This is a genomic window from Arthrobacter sp. TB 23 (assembly GCF_000294595.1).
In the GTDB taxonomy this organism is placed as follows: domain Bacteria; phylum Actinomycetota; class Actinomycetes; order Actinomycetales; family Micrococcaceae; genus Arthrobacter_D.
In genome coordinates this window covers 1-18,384 of sequence record NZ_ALPM01000105.1, presented here as the reverse complement: position 1 = coordinate 18,384, position 18,384 = coordinate 1, and the positions used below count along the sequence as shown (strand labels likewise).

Genomic DNA, 18,384 nt, shown 5'->3' with positions numbered 1-18,384 from the left:
GTTCCGCTCGGCCTCGTCCGCAACTACCGTGAGTCAACTGGTTATTCTCCTCCAGCAGCGTCAGGGGAAACTGATTCGTCCTTGGCGGAGTCCTCGGGGCGTACCCGCTCGGCCCAGGGAATCCAGGGTGGGGACAGCAATGACGTCTCGGACGGCAGCAGGCCAACCTCGGAGATCGTCGGTTCCTTACCGCGGGGTACCCGGGCCAGGGTGGCAAACCAGTGCCAGCCGCCGTAGCCGGGCAGGTGGGCTTCGAACCGGTGGGTCACCACCCGTTCGGCGTCGGGATAGGCGCCCACATGGGTGCCGACCTGCCCCTGCTCGGCAATCTCGTTCACACCGTTTCGCGCGAATTCCACAGCATCTGCCAATAGAGCGTCGGGCTTGGACGGCTTCCGGAGTGCACGACGTTTCGGCGGAACCACTGCGTCGTCGGCCGCCTCCGCGATCGCCGGGTCAGCGACGTCCGCTGAATGAGCGACGATTTCCAGGTCTGAATCCACGATTCGGCCTACGCGTCCAGATCGTCCGCGACCGCGCGGAGGACCGCTGCGACCTTGCCGGCGTGCGACTTGTCGGGGTACCGGCCACGGCGCAGCCCATTGGAGACGTCGTCGAGCAACTTGATGAGGTCCTCGGTGATCACGGCCATATCATCGGCGCTTTTACGTGTTGCCTTCGCAACCGAGGCCGGCGCCTCGAGGATGCGGGCGGAGAGCGCCTGAAGTCCCTTGCGGCCGTCGGCGACGCCGAACTCCAGTTTGGTGCCCACCTTCACCTCGGTCACTCCTGCGGGCAGCGCCGAGGCATGAAGGAAGACCTCCTGACCGTCGTCGGTAGCCAGGAAACCAAAACCCTTTTCAGCGTCAAACCACTTGACCTTGCCAATAGGCACGTCGTTACCTCGTTCTGTAGGTGCTGCGTCGGACACTGCTGTGACCGTGCCGATCCTTGGAAAAGGATCTGGTGCCCATGTCCTTGCGGCGGGGCCAGCGTCTCGTCGGGAAAGTCTCTGCCTTCCAGAATATCCTCTCTACCAGTGTGCTTCATGAAAGGGGCACACCTTGTACGCTGTTAGCGTTATGGCAAATACCTCACCCCGCCCCCTTCCAGACCACGGATCCAGCACTCCGGAGCGGAACCTGCCGCGCCTGATCCTGATGGTGACAGCAGTGGCCCTGGCGATCATCGGCTTGCTTTCGCTTACTGCCGTGCTGATCACTGCCTTTTTCCAGGGCACCGTGTGGCCAGGCTTTGTTGCCGGAGCCTACATCTGCCTTCCGGTGGCCTTTATCCTCATGATCCTCATGGTGATCTCGGGATTTCGGACCCGCAGGCGGGCCTGACTCCAGCTCCTGCCGCGGGCTCCCACCGGGTGATCGGGCGGGGCGAGCACAGGCAAACGGGGTAACGTTGTCATAATGTCCGCTATCCGCGATCTGGCCACCGATTTGGCTGCACGCAGCGACGCACGGCTCCGTGACCTTCTCACAGCGCGCCCGGACCTCGTTCTCCCACCGGTCCCCGATTTCGCCGCCCTCGCCGCCCGCGCTTCCACCCGGGTCAGCGTCCAGCGGGCGCTGGAAAACCTGAGCGAACCCCAGCTGGACGTGCTCACTGCCGTGCAGCTTTCAACTCATGGTGACACCGGGCAAAGCACCACTGCGGCCTGGCTCCGGTCGGACATCAAGGGGTCGACCGTGAAGATCCTGGACGGATTCCTGGCCCATTTACATGCGCTCGCTCTGCTCCGCCGCGCCCCGGCCCCGCCGGAGGCTTCGGCCGCTGACCAGAACCGCCGGTTCTACCTTCCCGTTGCCTCCCTGGCCGAGGCCCTGGGCCCCTACCCTGCCGGACTGGGCCGGGAGATCACCCAGCTGGTCCGGCTTCTCCCCGGGTACGCCAAACAGCTGCCCGTCGGCGTCGACCGGCTCCGCAAGCTCGGGCTGGAGATCGGCGAGGCCACCACAGCCGACGCCGCAGCCGAGGTCCTCCACGACGTCGTTTCGACTCCCGCTGGCTGGGAGGCCCTGCTGTCCCTGGCACCCGAACGCACCAGGGACCTGCTCGGCAAATTCAGTGTCTCGGCGGTCGGTGCCTCCCCGGTGAGCGCTGAGGACCCGGGTTCACCGATTCAGTGGTTACTCACCCACGGGCTCCTCGCCCGCCTGGATGCGAGCCATGTTGAGCTCCCCCGCGCCGTGGGACGGGCAGCGCGTGGTCATTCCATCATCGAGCAGCTGCGCTGTGACCCCCCGGTTCCCGAGCTTCGAACCATCCGGAACAGTCTGCGGGATAACGCCGCGCACAGCGCGGTCGCCGAAACCCTCCGTCTGGTCACCGATCTCGTCGCAGCCGTCGAGGTTTTCCCGATCACCACGTTGCGGTCCGGCGGGGTGGGCGTCCGGGAAATCCGGCGGCTCGCCGATGCCCTGCGGGTCGACACCGAGCAGGCTGCCTGGCTGGTGGAGCTCGCGGCCCTCGCCGGCCTGCTGGTACTCGACGTCGACACCTCCCGTTGGCGCATTGAACCAGGCACTCTCTGGCTGGCGCAGGACCGGGTGGAGCAGTGGCACCGTCTGGCGACCACGTGGCTGGATGCGCAACGCGCGCCGTCGTTGGTAGGAACCCAGCTCACCGCCGGTGCCACGGTGAACGCTTTGGCGGCCGAGGCCGGCCGACCCGACGCCCCCCACATCCGGTCCCGGATGCTGGCGGCGCTGGCTGCCCTCAGCGACGACGCCAGCGGGCACCCAATTGACGGCGCCATGTCGGCCGTATTGCAGACCCGCGACGTCGTCGAGTGGCTTACGTGGAGCCAGCCGCGCCTGCAGCGGCGCTTTGCCCGGCTGGTTCCGGGCATGCTCACGGAGGCGTCCCGCCTTGGCCTGATGGGGTCCGGCGCATTGACTGAGCTAGGCTCCCTGACCGCAGCCAGCAGGCACGACGACGCCGCCGCCGTCCTGCGCGGCGCCCTGCCCGCCCCGCTGCGGCACTTCATGTTGCAGGCAGACCTGACCGCTGTTGCCCCCGGATATCTCGAGCCCGAGGTCGCCACCGAACTGGCCCTCCTCTCCACCCCCGAGGGCCAGGGGCCGGCCAGCATCTACCGGTTCTCGGCGGAGTCGCTGCGCCGCGCGTTCGACGACGGCCAGGATGCCTCGACGATTCTGTCGTTCCTGGCACGCCATTCGGCCACCGACGTTCCACAGCCGTTGAAGTATTTGGTCGACGACACCGCGTCGAGGTACGGCCGTCTCCGGGTGGGCAGGGCCAGCAGCTATGTTCGCAGCGACGATGATGCGGCGCTTTCAGCCCTCCTGACCGATCCCCGGGCCGCAGCACTTGGCCTGGTGCAGCTCGCGCCGACAGTCGTGATTTCCCAGGCGTCCGGGCCAGAGCTCGCGGCGGTCCTGCGTGACCTGGGGTACGCCCCCGCCCTCGAGGGCTTGGCTGTGCCATCCAGTCCCGGACGGTCCGGCCCCGCAGGCGGGCCGGGAAGCGTGACGGCGGCGTCGTCGCGGGTGACGCTGAACCCCTGGACCCTCTCATCGGAGGACATCGCCAACCAGGTGGCAGTGCTTCGCGGTGCCGGGGTGGCACCTGCGGACGGAATGTCGACCACTGAGAGTGACACCCTGCTGGGGCTCGAGACCCTCCGCAAGGCAATCCGGCTGCGACGCCCGGTCCGGCTCGGGTTCGCCGACAGCCAAGGGAATTCCACCCGGCAGGTCCTTGTTCCACTATCTGTATCCGGCGGCAGGGTCCGGGTCATTGACCCGGCCAACGAGGTCGAAAAAGTCGTCTCGATCCACCGGATCATGGACGTTGAACTACTTTCCATCGATGAAGGGGCAGTAACTGATGCCTGACGGCCCGCTGATCGTCCAAAGCGACAAAACCATCCTGCTTGAGGTGGACCACGAACAATCCACCGAAGCACGGCACGCGATCGCGGCGTTCGCTGAGCTGGAACGCGCCCCTGAACACGTCCACAGCTATCGGCTGACTCCGCTCGGGCTGTGGAATGCCCGTGCGGCAGGGCTCGACGCCGAGCATGTCCTCGACACCCTGCTGAAATACTCACGGTTCCCGGTACCCCACGCGCTGCTGGTGGACATCGAAGAGACCATGTCTCGGTACGGACGGCTCCGCCTTGAGAAGGACGACCAGCATGGGCTGGTCCTGCGCACCAACGACTACCCGGTCCTTGAAGAGGTGCTGCACGCCAAGAAGATCCAGCCCCTGCTGGGCCCGCGTATCGACGGAGAAACGGTGGTGGTGCACTCCTCCCAGCGCGGTCAGCTCAAACAGTTGCTTCTGAAGCTGGGCTGGCCGGCGGAGGACTTTGCCGGCTATGTGGATGGCAAACCCCACCCCATCGCCCTGCTCGAGGACGGGTGGACGCTGCGCCCCTATCAGAAGCTGGCCATGGAAAACTTCTGGTCGGGCGGCTCGGGCGTCGTCGTACTCCCCTGCGGTGCGGGCAAAACCCTGGTGGGCGCTGCAGCGATGGCGACCTCCCAGACCACCACGTTGATCCTGGTCACCAACACCGTCTCCGCCCGCCAGTGGAAGGATGAGCTGCTGAAGCGCACGTCCCTGACCGAGGACGAGATCGGTGAGTACTCGGGCGCGGTCAAGGAGATTCGGCCGGTCACCATAGCCACCTATCAGGTGCTGACGTTGCGGCGGGGTGGCCTCTACCCGCACCTCGAACTCCTCGACGCGAATGACTGGGGGCTGATCGTCTATGACGAGGTGCACCTGTTGCCTGCCCCAATCTTCCGCATTACAGCCGATCTGCAGGCACGACGCCGACTCGGCCTGACCGCGACCCTGGTCAGGGAGGATGGCCGGGAGGGCGAAGTGTTCTCCCTCATCGGCCCCAAACGCTATGACGCCCCCTGGAAGGACATCGAGGCGCAGGGCTACATCGCGCCGGCCGACTGTGTGGAGGTGCGAGTGGATCTGCCGCGCGACGAGCGGGTTGCCTACGCGATGGCCGAGGACGGCGACAAGTACCGCCTGTGCGCCACGTCGGAGACCAAGAGCGGCGTGGTCGAAAAGCTGGTCGCCTCGCACCAGGGCGAGCAGCTGCTGGTGATCGGCCAGTACATCGACCAGTTGGACGAGCTCGGCGAGCGCCTGAATGCCCCGGTGATCAAGGGGGACACTTCCGTGAAGGAACGGCAGCGGCTGTTTGGCGAGTTCCGCAACGGGGAAATCCACACTCTTGTGGTGTCGAAGGTAGCCAACTTTTCCATCGACCTCCCCGAGGCCTCGGTCGCCATCCAGGTGTCCGGGTCCTTTGGATCCCGGCAGGAGGAAGCTCAACGACTGGGTCGCCTGCTGCGCCCCAAGGCCGATGGTCGGGCCGCAAGGTTCTACACCGTGGTCGCGCGGGACACGATTGACCAGGACTTCGCCGCAAAACGGCAACGGTTCCTGGCCGAGCAGGGCTATGCCTACCGGATCATGGACGCCGCGGACATTCCTCAGGGCTGACATACGGGAAGCTTTCACGCACTATCCAGACAACTCCCAGTGTCTGGGAGGATACTGGGAACTGTGAAAAAGACTGGACCTGAAGCAAAACTCCTCGTAGTGGATGACGAGCCAAACATTCGTGAGCTCCTCTCCACCTCCCTGCGTTTCGCGGGTTTCGACGTCGTCGCTGCCGCCAACGGCCGCGAAGCGCTGGCCGCTGCCGAGACCCATAACCCCGACCTGGCAGTACTCGATGTCATGTTGCCGGACATGGATGGTTTCACAGTGACCCGCCGGCTTCGTGCCGCCGGACGGCACTTCCCCGTTGTGTTTCTCACCGCTCGAGACGACACCGACGATAAGGTCACCGGGCTGACCGTGGGCGGCGACGATTACGTCACCAAACCGTTCAGCCTCGATGAGGTGGTGGCCCGGATCCGTGCCGTCCTCCGCCGCACCCAGCCCATGGACGATGACGACGCCGTGATCCGCGTGGACGATCTGGAGCTCGACGACGACGCCCACGAGGTACGCCGGGCGGGTGAGGTCATCGATCTCTCCCCCACCGAGTTCAAGCTGCTGCGCTACCTGATGATGAACCCTAACCGGGTGCTCTCAAAGGCCCAGATCCTCGATCATGTGTGGGAGTACGACTTCAACGGGGATGCCTCGATTGTCGAGTCCTACATCTCCTATCTGCGGCGCAAGATCGACAAGAACCCTGACGCGGTGGCCCTGATCCAGACCAAGAGGGGCGTCGGCTATCTGCTGCGTACCTCTGACAAGCGGTAGGTGCCGGCCCACGTGATTGATCGGTGGAAAGCCGCATCGCTGCGCACCCAACTGGTGGCCACCATGACTCTGCTCATGGTGGTCACTGTTGCGATTACCGGCATTGTCACGGTCTCGATGCTGCGCGGCAGCCTGATTGAGCAAATGGATCTGGATATCCGGGCCAACGCCGACGCCGTGGCGCAAAACATCCTTCCCGACGGTGCCACCGATGGAACCTTGCTACGGTTCTACGGCGAGCTCAGGGACGTGGACGGCCAGAAGCTCAGGGGAACCCTGTCCGAGGAATCGGCGGACTTTCCGGTCATCCCCGAAATTCCGGTCGAGGAAGTGTCCGCCCGGGAGCAGAAGGGCTTTACGGTGCCAGGGAGCGCTCCCGGCAGCCCTGGCTGGCGGGTGAAGCTCTATGCACTGAGCAACGGCCAGGGCAGCGTGGCCATTGCTTCGAGCCTGGCTACGGTCAACAAATCACTGGAGGAGGCCGGGCAGATCATCTTCTTCGTCGGCCTCGGGGCGACGATGGTGGCCAGCGGTATCGCCTTCGTTGCCGTGACCCGTCAGTTCAGGCCACTGGGTCGGGTGGAACGGACTGCTGCGGCGATCGCCGCCGGCGACCTTTCCCGACGCGTCGAGGTGGAACGGCCGGCCACTGAGGTGGGGAGGTTGTCGCGTTCACTCAACGCCATGCTCGCCCATATCGAGACAGCGTTCTCGGCCCGAACGGAATCCGAACGCAAGATGCGTCGTTTCGTCGCTGACGCGTCCCACGAACTGCGCACCCCGCTCGTAACTATCAGAGGGTTCTCGGAACTGTACCGGCACGGAGCGCTGCAGAACGACGACGACGTGCGGGCGGCGATGGGCCGGATCGAAAGTGAAGCCAAGCGGATGGGTGAGCTGGTTGAGGACCTGCTGACGCTCGCCAGGATCGACGAACAGCGCCCGCTGGAATCCGAACCACTGGACCTGGTCATTCTCGGCAACGATGCAGCGCTCGATGCCCGTGCGATTGCCCCTGATCGTGAAATCACCGTCATTGGTCTGGACGGCGGTCCTGCGCATTCGGCACCAACCGTTGGGGACGAGGCCAGGCTCCGTCAGGTCGTGGCCAACCTCATGACCAATGCTTTGCGGTACACCCCCGATGGCACCCCGATCGAAGTCGCGATTGGTGTGGCGCCGGTGATCCACGGTCGGATGGACTCGGTGATCGAGGTCAGGGACCACGGCCCGGGTATCTCCGAGGAAGACGCGGCGCGGGTTTTCGAGCGGTTCTACCGCGCCGACTCATCCCGCTACCGCGAGACCGGCGGCACCGGCCTGGGGCTGGCGATTGTTGCTGCCCTGGTGGCCCAGCATGACGGCTCTGTGCGGTTGGAGGAGACCTCCGGCGGCGGAGCCACCCTGTCCATCCGGCTGCGGTATAGCGCCCTCGAATCGGATGACTCCTCCTCCACAGCCTTTTAGGCATGGGCGCTGCCCACTTTTCCGGCTTTCCCTCCCGGAACCCCTGAGCGTCCGGCCTAGGGTCGAAGCTAACCAGCAATGGTCCGGGAGTGGCCGTCAATGAGGAGGAAGCACATGGCAAACTTTCAGGTCGACACAGATGCACTCGCTGCAAAGGGCAGCGAAGTGCAGGGAACCATCGGCCGGCTGCAGTCCGAGGTGAATACGATGCAGGCGGGCCTGCTGGAACTGGAGATGCTGTGGAAGGGGCAGGCCGCCGCGAATTTCCAGCAGGCTGTGGCTCAATGGCGTGCCACCCAGGCCCGGGTAGAGGAGTCGTTGGCGGAGATCAATCATGCCCTGACGGTGGCCACCCAGCAATACGCCGACGCCGAACTGAGCAATGCGCGGATGTTCCTGTACTGAGCCTGGACTACCCTCCTGCCCACGGTGACCGGCAGGCCGAGCTTCCCGGTTAACGCCGGAAGGACGGCACCCCGTGAGGGTACCGTCCTTCCAGATTCAGCAAGGCGAGGTGGTGACACCTCGCCGGTGGGGACTAGAAGCCGCCCATACCGCCCATGCCGCCCATTTCGTCGCCGCCGCCGCCGCCGGCTGGAGCCTTTTCAGGCTTGTCAGCTACTACGGCTTCGGTGGTGAGGAACAGACCAGCGATGGATGCCGCGTTCTGCAGTGCAGAGCGGGTGACCTTTACGGGGTCGTTGACTCCGGCTGCCAGCAGGTCTTCGTACACGCCGGTTGCTGCGTTCAGGCCGTGGCCTGCAGGCAGTCCGCGGACCTTGTCGACAACGACGCCTGGCTCAAGGCCGGCGTTGAAGGCGATCTGCTTCAGAGGAGCGTCGATGGCAACGCGAACTATGTTCGCGCCGGTTGCCTCGTCGCCTTCGAGCTGCAGTGATGCGAAAGCCTTGGCGCCGGCCTGGATGAGAGCAACGCCGCCACCGGCGACGATTCCCTCTTCGACTGCTGCCTTGGCGTTGCGGACTGCGTCCTCAATGCGGTGCTTGCGCTCCTTGAGCTCAACCTCGGTTGCAGCTCCGGCCTTGATGACTGCAACGCCGCCGGCCAGCTTGGCTAGACGTTCCTGCAGCTTCTCGCGGTCGTAGTCGGAGTCGGAGTTCTCGATCTCGGCGCGGATCTGGCTGACGCGTCCGGCGATCTCTTCGGCGTTGCCTGCACCTTCGACGATGGTGGTCTCGTCCTTGGTGACAACAACCTTGCGTGCGCTACCCAGGAGGTCGAGGGTGGCGTTCTCAAGCTTGAGGCCAACTTCTTCGGCGATAACCTGGCCACCGGTGAGGATGGCGATGTCAGCCAGCTGGGCCTTGCGGCGGTCACCGAAACCTGGAGCCTTGACGGCTACCGACTTGAACGTGCCACGGATCTTGTTGACCACCAGGGTAGCCAGCGCTTCGCCTTCGATGTCTTCGGCGATGATCAGCAGGGGCTTGCCTGACTGCATGACCTTCTCAAGAACCGCTACGAGGTCCTTGACGTTGGAGATCTTGGAGTTGACGATCAGGATGTACGGATCTTCAAGTACCGTTTCCTGGCGCTCTGCGTCGGTAACGAAGTAGCCGGAGATGTAGCCCTTGTCGAACCGCATGCCCTCGGTGAGCTCGAGCTCAAGGCCGAAGGTGTTGGATTCTTCAACGGTGATAACGCCTTCTTTGCCGACCTTGTCCAGCGCTTCAGCGATCAGATCGCCGATTTGCTGGTCACCAGCAGAGATGGAAGCCGTTGCAGCGATCTCTTCCTTGGTTTCGATTTCCTTGGCGGAAGCCAGCAGCTCGCGTGTGACGGCTTCAACAGCCTTCTCGATGCCGCGCTTCAGGCTCAGTGGATCGGCGCCAGCAGCAACGTTCCGCAGGCCTTCCTTGACCAGTGCCTGTGCAAGGACGGTGGCGGTGGTGGTACCGTCGCCGGCGACGTCGTCAGTCTTTTTGGCGACTTCCTTAACCAGCTCTGCGCCGATCTTTTCGAACGGGTCGTCCAGTTCGATCTCCTTGGCGATGGATACACCATCGTTGGTGATCGTGGGGGCGCCCCACTTCTTTTCCAGGACGACGTTGCGGCCACGTGGGCCCAGCGTTACCTTGACGGCGTCGGCGAGGATGTTGAGTCCGCGCTCAAGGCCGCGGCGTGCCTCTTCATCAAAAGAAATGATCTTGGCCATAGTGGCTTAGGTCCTTTCGGGGACAGTACTGCTTATCAGCAAACTTATGCTCACCGGCTGCGGTGCCCGCGACGGACGGGTATCAGCAGGACGATCTCTTTACGTCCCGCCACGACCCTCACCACAGTGGTGTGCTTGTCACATCCAACCCCGCCAACAATTAGCAGTCAGCGGCTTAGAGTGCTAACTCAATAATTAGCACTCTGGCTGCCTGAGTGCAAGTGAAGACCCTCCCACTGGGCACGGGTGACGCCGTACACCACTGAGTCATAAATGGCACCACGGACCACTCGTGCGTCGCGGAACCGTGCTTCCTACTCAATGCCTATTGGAATCCGGGGCCGACAACCACTGTGATGCTCGAAGACACTTCGGTGGTTTCGACCAGGGTTGGGATGCCGAGGATGCCAGCTACTTCCTGTGCCGCCGCCAGCTGGGAGGCGTTGTTGTAGAAGATCACTGAGGTCTGGGGCGGCGCTCCACCCCAGTCTGCGATCTGGCCCACAGTCCAGCCACCAGCCGTGACCCGGCCGGCTGCCGAACTGGCCAATCCGCCGATGCCCGTTGAGTTGTAGACGTTTACTGCCTGGGCCCGGTCGATCGCTGCCGGTTCCTCGCTGGGAGTGGGTTCAGCCTCGGTGGGCTCATCAGCGGGAGCCCCCGTTGGGGCTTGGGTCGCCGGATTGGACGGGGTCGGCTCGGGCTCGGAAGCGTCGTCGTCGGCCGGGGCAGGCGACGCGTTCGAGGTGGTCTCGGAGACCGGCGCGGTGGTGGTCTGGCTGGCGGATGACTCCGTCTGGCCAATGCCAAGACGGGGAAGAATAAAGTAGGCGGCCAGCCCGACGGCGAGCGCGAGTACCCCAACCAGGATTTTCAACGCCAGCCCACTGGACCGCGGAGGAACCAGTCTTTCCCGGTGAACGCCCTGCCGCGATGCGGATTCAGGGATCTTGTCGAACTCGTCCCGGGGGTACTGGCTCATAGTTATGCGTCATCCTTGGGTTTTGGCGCTGTAAAGGGTTCGCCGGGAGCGTTCAGATGTCAGCGCCGAGGCGGCGGGCTGAGCGCGCGCGCTGACGCGATGTACGTAGTCTACGCAGTCGCTTGACCAGCATCGGATCGTGAGCCAATGCTGCCTCGGTGTCGATCATGGCGTTGAGGATTTGGTAGTAGTGGGTAGCCGACAGGTCGAACAGTTCGCGGATGGCTTGTTCCTTGGCCCCTGAGTACTTCCACCACTGGCGTTCAAGGGCGAGCATTTGCTGCTCGCGGTCTCCCAGCACAGACGCCTGACGGTGACCCTCCGGATCAGGGTGTACCGCACTGTCAGCGCGCACCGCATCAGTCACTGCCTATCGCCCCTTAGTTGAAGGCAGCTTAGTGGAACGCTGCCGTTGACCTTCATGGTAATTGGGAATAACACGGTTGTCATTTGGCGGGCTCGGGCACAAGGATGGGAGGGTGTCCGAATACCAGAGCGCCCTCTTCCCTGAGCCAGCCCCCTCCCCCACGGCGTCCCCGATTCTGGACGGCTCGGAATTCCCGTTCGCCGCCCCCGTTCCGGTGGCCGACGTCGTCCATCCGTCCTGGGCTGCTGCGCTGGCGCCGATCGAGCCGCAACTGCACCTGCTCGCCGATCGGCTCCGCACGGAAGTCGACGGCGGACACGAGATCCTGCCGCCAGCCGAGCACATCCTCCGGGCGTTCAGTTACCCGATGGATCAGGTCAAGGTGTTGATCCTGGGTCAGGACCCGTACCCGACGCCGGGGCACGCCGTCGGGCTGTCCTTCTCGGTAGCGGGAAGCACCCGGCCGCTTCCACGGAGCCTCGCCAATATCTATCGGGAACTCGCTGCCGACACCGGCACGTCGGTTCCTGCGCACGGCGACCTGTCGGGGTGGGCCGAGCAGGGAGTGTTGCTGCTGAACCGGGTCCTGACGGTGCGGGCCGGCGGCGCGGCGTCACACCGCAGACTGGGCTGGGACGTAGTGACCGATGCAGCGGTGGAAGCCCTGGTGGCCAGAAACCTACCTCTGGTTGCGGTGCTGTGGGGCAGGGACGCCCAGCAGATCAAGCCGCTGCTCGGCAGCACTCCGGTGATCGAGTCAGTGCACCCGAGCCCGCTGTCGGCGTCGCGAGGGTTCTTCGGCAGCCGGCCCTTCACCCGGGTCAACAAGTTCCTGGCGGAGCAGGGCGCCGAACCGGTGGACTGGCAGTTGCGCTGACTTACCGGCGCCGGTTCCGGCGTTCGTTACTACTGACTCCCTTGGTCAGCGGACGGGCGAGGTTGTCACCCAGCACCACGCCGCCGGCAATGGCAAGAATGATCGTCAACGCATTGAACAGGCTGTTGGTGCCAGCCCCAATCAGCTCGGTTTCGATCGTCAAGCCGTACATCGACCTGAACACCATCAGGCCCGGGTAGAGGAACATGACCGCCGGAACTGCCACGACCAACTGGGGCGCGCCCATCCGCAACGCCACCATTCTCGCGAGCATCCCGATCAGCACTGCGGCAATCGCCGGGGCTAGGCGGTAGCCCACGCCCAGGCTGACCACCAGCGAGTACAGCAGGAAACCGGTGACACCGATCAGGGCCGTGGGGAGCAGGAGTTTCATGTCGGTCTGTTCTGCGACTCCGATCATGGCGACGGCGATCAGCACCAGGGCTGCCGCCACCGGCAGCGGATACATTGACCCTTCGGTCGTCAGCGCCAGCTCTGGCACCCCCACCAGTGCGCCAACGACCAACGCGACGGCGATCCCGGAGATGATCGCGGCAAACACGAGGAACGCTGATAGATACCTGCCCGCCGCGGTGACCGGGAATCCGTTGATCGCGTCCTGGGTTGCGGAGACGAGCCGGCCAGTCGGCAGCAGTAGCAGGATTCCGCCCACCACCACGAACGACGGCGCAATGCCGATATCGAGCCACCAGAAAAACATCGCGATGATCGTGACCATACCCGAGGCTGTAGCTACCGAGAAGAACTCAGGAACCCGCCACTTCCCCAACTGACGCAAGAGGAGGTCGACGCCGATGCAGCTGGCAAAGCTGATCAGCGACTCCAACGGTCCGCCACCAATGAAACTCACGATGGCAGCCCCGAAGACACCGAAGGCAGCCGTCACCATCCACCGGGGAAAGGGTTTCGGCTTGTGGGTGATCTCGTCGAGCCGAGCCGCAGCTTCGATCCGCGAGGTTCCGCCGTTGACGACGTCGGTCACCAACTGATGCACCTTCAGCAGGCCGGCGTAGTTATTGGTCCAGGAACGAACCACCCGCAGCACGGTGACTGGGGTCTGGTCCTTGGCCGAATAGTTCAGGATGACCGACTGGTTGGTGATGTCCACTTCGATGTTGTCCAGCCCAAAGGCTGCGGTGACCGCGATGATGCTGGTTTCGACCTCAAGGGCGCCGGCGCCGTACCGGAACATCGTTTCGGCCAGGCTCAGCGCGAAATCGAGGGTTCTTCGCGCGTTGATGTCCGGCCCGGAAACCTGGATGGTGGGATTCGCATAGGGGCTGCCAGCCAGCCGTTCAACGATGCTCATCGCCTGGGTGGGCGGAGTCTCCCCCTGCACCAGTCGGCGGAGTACCTTCCTGGCTGCGGCATTCGAGCGGTCGGGGCGCACCGAACGGGGCGTGGTCGGCAGCGCATCGGTGGGCGTCGAGTAGGTCCTGCGATCCGGCTTGTTATTTGCCGGACGTGGGCGGGACTTGGGCTTGGCTCCGGAAGACCTGCCAGGCTTGCCGGCCGATCCGGAGCGGCCTGCGTATCCCGGGCCCCCAGGGGTGCCGGGCAGCGAATGAACCGGACGTGCTGCGGGCTGGGCAACGCTGGCCGGGGTCCCCGCGGTGGGAACGATCGGCAGCTGTTCGGCTACCGGCGCAGGGTTGGTGTTGGGGTTGCGGCCGTCGTCGGCCTCGGTCTTCTCTCCCATGGAATTCACCCCTTCATCCGGTGCGCCCGCAGGGAGCGGGAGTGTTTGTTTAGTAGAACGGTTGCTGGTGTCGGCGCCAGTAGATTTGTCGAGCGACCTTCTCGCCGATCACGTTCCAGAGTCGATACTTCCACGCGCTGAGCGGTAGGTCATAACAGCCGACGAAGTCCGTCACAGTCTTGGTGAAGCTGGTCTTGAACAGACCCAACCCATGGTGCTGATGGGTGGGGTCCTTGAGCCGGTCGCTGGGCGGAGTGCCGCAGAAATCGTATTCAACTATCCCGAACTCTTCCTTGAGGTCAGTGATCGCCTGCCACTGCACCAAATGGGAGTCACCATACTGGGATCGTTTGGGCTTGGATCCGCCGTCCTTGTAAGTGCCTTTGAGCCCGTAGTTGATGACGAACGCGCCAACGGCGGGTTTGCCATCTTCGTAGACGAAGTACAGGCGGCCCTGGCCGGCGTCGGCGAAGTTCCGCCAAAACCGGCTGTAGTACTGGTACGAGCGGAGCTTGGCGGCCGATCGATCCTCGATGTGGGCCATCAGCTGGTACATCTGGCGAAAGTTTTCGTCAGTGGGTTCCATCCGGCGCACTTCGACGCCTTCACGGCTGGCACGACGTACAGCGTTGCGGCCGCGCGAATGCAGGTTGCGCAGCAGTTGGTTCGGCTCGGGGGTAGTGTCCAGGATCGCAGTGTGGTCGTTGGGCTGCAGATCGAACGTTTTGATCAGGCCCGCGTTGAGAAACAGCCGGTCGACGTCGTGGTCGGCAGGGATGTCGGGCTCCACCTTCACTGCGAACACGTTGTGACGCCCGGTACGGACCAGTTCCCGGCAAGCGTCAAGCACCGCCGGCACATGGGCAGGATCGGCAACGTCAGGGCCCTTGATGAGATACCAGAGGGCGCCCAGCAGAGGCAGCCGCTTTTCGATCACCAGGTTGTAGGTGGTGTACTCGGCGCTTTCAAAGACCAGGAACCGGGGAGTCCAGCCGTGCTGAGACTTCACATCGGCGAAGGATGCCGACTGGAGCATGTTTCCCCCGTTAGGGTTCGACGTCACCAACGCGTCCCAGTTGTCCCGCTCCTCGGCCGTGGCTAGACGCGCGGTGAACTTAACCAAAATCCCTCAATCAGTGGTGGTGAAACAAAGACAATTCAGTGTACCGGTTGGCCCTGTTTGCCTCGGTCAGCTTCGCTACTGTCTGGCCACCGCGCCGCAAATCGTCACCTTAGGCAACGACACTGCAGTGTGATCCACCTCATTTCTCGAGTGGTGCCCTAGCATCGAATGTATGGACTATCGATACCTCGGAAACAGTGGATTCAAGATCTCGGAAATCACCTACGGCAACTGGTTGACCCACGGCTCGCAGGTGGAGAACGACGTCGCCACCCAGTGTGTGCGCGCGGCCCTGGATGTGGGCATCACCAGTTTCGACACGGCAGATGTGTACGCCAACACCGCCGCCGAAACGGTGCTCGGCGAAGCCCTGAAGGGCGAGCGGCGCCAGTCCCTGGAGATCTTCACCAAGGTGTGGGGGCCCACCGGGCCGAAGGGGCCAAACGACGTCGGGCTCTCCCGTAAGCACATCATGGAGTCAATCAACGGTTCGCTGGAGCGCCTGCAGACCGACTATGTGGACTTGTACCAGGCGCACCGTTACGACTACCAGACGCCGCTGGAAGAGACGATGCAGGCGTTCGCGGACATCGTTCGCCAGGGCAAGGCCCTGTACATCGGTGTCAGCGAATGGGATGCGCGCCAGATCCGCGCCGGGCATGCGCTGGCCAAGGAACTCGGCTTCCAGCTGATCTCCAACCAGCCTCAGTATTCGATGCTGTGGCGGGTCATTGAGGAGGAAGTGGTTCCCGTGTCCGAGGAGCTGGGGTTGTCCCAGATTGTCTGGTCACCGGTGGCGCAGGGCGTGTTGACCGGCAAGTACCAGCCAGGTGGCACCCCCGAGGAAGGATCGCGGGCCGCCGATGACAAGGGTGGCTCGAACATGATCGAGCGGTGGATGTCCGACGAGACACTCACCGGAGTGCAGAAGCTCCAGCCGATCGCCGATGAGGTTGGGCTCACCATGGCACAACTGGCTATCGCCTGGGTGCTGCAAAACAAGAACGTTGCTGCAGCGATCATCGGCGCGTCGAAGCCTGAGCAGGTCAAGTCAAATGCTGTGGCATCGGGAGTGACCCTCGACGCTGCTGTAATGGCCAAGATTGACGATGCGGTTGGTTCGATGGCGGAGACCGAACCGGCGAAAACTGTTTCGCCTGAGCAGCGGCCCGTATGAGGCTCGCGGTAACCGGTGCCACCGGCAAATTGGGCCGCACGGTCACCTCGGTTCTGAGAGCCGCGGGGCATGAGGTTATTGGTATGGACGTGCAGGGGGAACGTGGTCCTGGCTTCGTGAAGATCGACCTGACCAACTACGGACACGTCATTGATGCCTTCATGGGTGTCGACGATCAACATACCGGCTTCGACGCCGTCGTTCATCTGGCGGCCATTCCCGCTCCCGGCATCTACGCAGATGCTGCGACCTTCCACAACAACATGCCGGCCACCTACAACGTGTTCCAGGCCTGCCGCCGGGCTGGAATCAAGAAGGTTGTGTACGCGTCCAGCGAGACCGTACTGGGGCTACCCTTCGACGAGGACCCGCCCTACATCCCCGTCGACGAGAAGTACACCGCACGGCCGGAAAGCACCTACTCGCTGGTCAAACACCTAGAAGAGCAGATGGCGATCCAGCTGACGCGGTGGGATCCCGAGTTGAGCATTACAGCGCTGCGGTTCTCGAACGTCATGGACCCCGAGGATTATGCGAAGTTCCCTTCTTTCGATGCCGACGCTATGGCTCGGAAGTGGAATCTCTGGGGGTACATTGACGGTCGCGACGGCGCGCAGGCCGTGCAACGGGCGTTGGAAAACGCAGGGCCGGGCTTCGACACGTTCATCATCGCCGCAGCTGACACGGTGATGAGCCGCTCCAGCGCATCACTCGCTGCCGAGGTGTTCCCGGACGTCGAGGTGGTCAAGGACGTGGGCGAGCACGAGACGTTGCTGTCCATTGATCATGCCCGCAGCGTGCTCGGCTTCGATCCTCAGCACAGTTGGCGGGATCACGTCGGCTAGCTGAACCCGTGAAAAGCCGCCCAGCGACGCCGGGCGGCTTTTTCATGAGTTCAGGGTTTCGGAACCTACGAGGGGCCCGCCTCACCTGCATAGCCTTGGCCCCTATGACCTCGACACATCACGCTGGCCGCGAAGAATCAGCCTGCAAAAAAACTTCGAAAAAGTTTTTTCCGGGACCCCTATTTTCCCCTCATACTGTCGGTGCTCGATGATGGAATTGGGGTATGAAAAGCAGTGCAGCTTCTGCTCCCGGATCGGGAATCCCTCCCGAATCCGGCGCGGATTCCGCCTCGACCAGCGGGCCCGCGAACACGGCCACGGGGTCTACTGCGGGAACTCCCGCCGGCGCTTCTGCTGGGTCTTCCGCTGGAACTCACGCCGGGGCTTCTGCTGGATATGGTCCGGAGGGACCGCTAGGTGTGGACGCGGTGTGGACAGCACCCTCTGTTGAACCTCACCCTGTTGAAACCTCCACTGTTGAAACTTTCGCTGTTGAACCGCCGGAGTCGGAGGCTGAGGCTGCGGGTTCGACCGATTCGGATGATGAGGCATCGGATTTTTGGGGAATGGCCTTCGTGCCCGGCGAGCGGGTGCGCTCCAGCGACGAACCTCCCGCCCTGACCGGCCAGCTCGGGCTCGCCGCCCCGGCCGGCCTTGACTCTGCCCAGGTGGTAGATGCGTTGAATGACGTCGCCGAGGCGCGGTCATGGCTCGATGCCCAGGAAGCGAAACTGGTCACCCGGATCCTGGACCTGCAAACCGAGCAAACCCGTTGCGGCCGCGGGGCGTTCGGGTTCGAGAAAACCCTGGCCGCAGCCGAGATCGGCGCCACGTTGCACCTGCCGGAGCGGACCGCCGGGTTCCTGGTCGAACACAGCACCCTGCTGACCCGCCACTACCCGGCCACGTTGAACGCGTTAGAGGACGGCAGACTCTCACGCCGCCATGCCTGGGCTGTTGTCGAAGAGGCCACAGACATGCCCGACACCGACCCCGCTCTGGCCGCCGCCTATGAAACCAGGCTGATCGCGTTGGCCGGTCAGACCACGGTGGCGAAGTTCTGCCGCCAGGCCCACCGGTTACGCGAAAAACTTCACCCCGAACCCATCAGTAGCCGGCACCGGAAAGCTCTCCGGGAACGCGAGGTGGTCCTGAACGGCGCCCACGACGGGATGGCCTGGCTCGCCGCGTACCTACCCACCGAACACGCGGCCGGGATCTTCCACCGGGTCGATACCGCAGCCCGGGCCTTGCAGGGCCCCGACGAGGCCAGGACTCTCACCCAGCTCAGGGCCGATGTTCTGGTGGATGTCCTCACCAGCGCCGGACCCACCGGACACATGCATGAAGCACCCGACCCCGCTGCTG

At 63.8% G+C, this 18,384-nt stretch carries 17 protein-coding genes; 10 read left to right on the top strand and 7 right to left on the bottom strand.

Features of this window, described 5'->3' with window-relative positions; translation table 11 throughout:
• Window positions 1-41: 41 nt before the first annotated feature.
• Together B384_RS19810 and B384_RS0114505 are read right to left on the bottom strand one after the other, a co-directional pair.
• Window positions 42-503, bottom strand: a complete 462-nt coding sequence (locus B384_RS19810; RefSeq protein ID WP_019483829.1) for a DUF3027 domain-containing protein — start codon at window positions 501-503, stop codon at window positions 42-44.
• Between the two features lie 8 nt (window positions 504-511).
• Window positions 512-895, bottom strand: coding sequence for a cold-shock protein (locus tag B384_RS0114505; RefSeq protein ID WP_019483828.1), 384 nt, complete (start codon window positions 893-895; stop codon window positions 512-514).
• Window positions 896-1,082: 187 nt separating this feature from the next.
• Here B384_RS0114505 and B384_RS0114500 point away from each other — a divergent pair, with 187 nt between their 5' ends.
• The 6 genes from B384_RS0114500 to B384_RS0114475 all read left to right on the top strand — a co-directional run bounded on the left by B384_RS0114500 (window position 1,083) and on the right by B384_RS0114475 (window position 8,154).
• Entirely contained in the window at window positions 1,083-1,346 is a 264-nt protein-coding gene (locus B384_RS0114500) for a hypothetical protein (protein ID WP_019483827.1), read from the top strand.
• Window positions 1,347-1,421: 75 nt separating this feature from the next.
• Window positions 1,422-3,872 (top strand): helicase-associated domain-containing protein, encoded by a 2,451-nt coding sequence (locus tag B384_RS19095; protein WP_019483826.1) that lies wholly within the window; start codon window positions 1,422-1,424, stop codon window positions 3,870-3,872.
• A complete protein-coding gene (locus B384_RS0114490; protein ID WP_019483825.1) occupies window positions 3,865-5,508 on the top strand; it encodes a DNA repair helicase XPB in 1,644 nt (547 codons plus the stop codon). The genes B384_RS19095 and B384_RS0114490 overlap by 8 nt, the downstream gene beginning before the upstream one ends.
• Window positions 5,509-5,571: 63 nt before the next feature.
• Window positions 5,572-6,282: a response regulator transcription factor gene (locus B384_RS0114485; protein ID WP_019483824.1), complete on the top strand. Its 711-nt coding sequence runs from the start codon at window positions 5,572-5,574 to the stop codon at window positions 6,280-6,282.
• Between the two features lie 12 nt (window positions 6,283-6,294).
• Window positions 6,295-7,749 (top strand): sensor histidine kinase, encoded by a 1,455-nt coding sequence (locus tag B384_RS0114480; protein WP_024477368.1) that lies wholly within the window; start codon window positions 6,295-6,297, stop codon window positions 7,747-7,749.
• A 114-nt stretch (window positions 7,750-7,863) separates the two neighbouring features.
• Window positions 7,864-8,154: a WXG100 family type VII secretion target gene (locus B384_RS0114475; RefSeq protein ID WP_019483822.1), complete on the top strand. Its 291-nt coding sequence runs from the start codon at window positions 7,864-7,866 to the stop codon at window positions 8,152-8,154.
• Window positions 8,155-8,287: 133 nt separating this feature from the next.
• On the opposite strand, the gene groL is transcribed toward B384_RS0114475, so the two are convergent.
• The 3 genes from groL to B384_RS0114460 form a co-directional block, all read right to left on the bottom strand.
• Window positions 8,288-9,925, bottom strand: a complete 1,638-nt coding sequence (gene groL, locus B384_RS0114470; protein ID WP_019483821.1) for a chaperonin GroEL — start codon at window positions 9,923-9,925, stop codon at window positions 8,288-8,290.
• Window positions 9,926-10,250: 325 nt separating this feature from the next.
• Window positions 10,251-10,907 carry a LytR C-terminal domain-containing protein gene (locus B384_RS0114465; protein WP_019483820.1) on the bottom strand — a complete coding sequence of 219 codons (657 nt, stop codon included), beginning with the start codon at window positions 10,905-10,907 and terminating at the stop codon, window positions 10,251-10,253.
• 52 nt (window positions 10,908-10,959) lie between these two features.
• Entirely contained in the window at window positions 10,960-11,262 is a 303-nt protein-coding gene (locus tag B384_RS0114460) for a DUF3263 domain-containing protein (protein WP_050995015.1), read from the bottom strand.
• 124 nt (window positions 11,263-11,386) lie between these two features.
• Here B384_RS0114460 and B384_RS0114455 point away from each other — a divergent pair, with 124 nt between their 5' ends.
• Entirely contained in the window at window positions 11,387-12,151 is a 765-nt protein-coding gene (locus tag B384_RS0114455; protein WP_019483818.1) for a uracil-DNA glycosylase, read from the top strand.
• 1 nt (window position 12,152) lies between these two features.
• Here the strand turns inward: B384_RS0114455 and B384_RS0114450 are convergent, their stop codons facing one another.
• Together B384_RS0114450 and B384_RS0114445 are read right to left on the bottom strand one after the other, a co-directional pair.
• On the bottom strand, window positions 12,153-13,871 hold the full coding sequence (locus B384_RS0114450) for a threonine/serine ThrE exporter family protein (RefSeq protein ID WP_019483817.1): 1,719 nt from the start codon (window positions 13,869-13,871) through the stop codon (window positions 12,153-12,155).
• A 49-nt stretch (window positions 13,872-13,920) separates the two neighbouring features.
• Window positions 13,921-14,994 (bottom strand): lipid II:glycine glycyltransferase FemX, encoded by a 1,074-nt coding sequence (locus B384_RS0114445; RefSeq protein WP_026041208.1) that lies wholly within the window; start codon window positions 14,992-14,994, stop codon window positions 13,921-13,923.
• Window positions 14,995-15,166: 172 nt separating this feature from the next.
• On the opposite strand from B384_RS0114445, the gene B384_RS0114440 reads away from it, so the two are divergent.
• From B384_RS0114440 to B384_RS19805, 3 genes are all read left to right on the top strand, one after another.
• Entirely contained in the window at window positions 15,167-16,171 is a 1,005-nt protein-coding gene (locus tag B384_RS0114440) for an aldo/keto reductase family protein (RefSeq protein ID WP_019483815.1), read from the top strand.
• Window positions 16,168-17,016 (top strand): NAD-dependent epimerase/dehydratase family protein, encoded by an 849-nt coding sequence (locus B384_RS0114435; protein WP_019483814.1) that lies wholly within the window; start codon window positions 16,168-16,170, stop codon window positions 17,014-17,016. Before B384_RS0114440 ends, B384_RS0114435 begins: the two co-directional genes overlap by 4 nt.
• 419 nt (window positions 17,017-17,435) lie before the next feature.
• A partial coding sequence (locus B384_RS19805; RefSeq protein ID WP_019483813.1) for a DUF222 domain-containing protein occupies window positions 17,436-18,384 on the top strand: 949 nt, incomplete at its 3' end.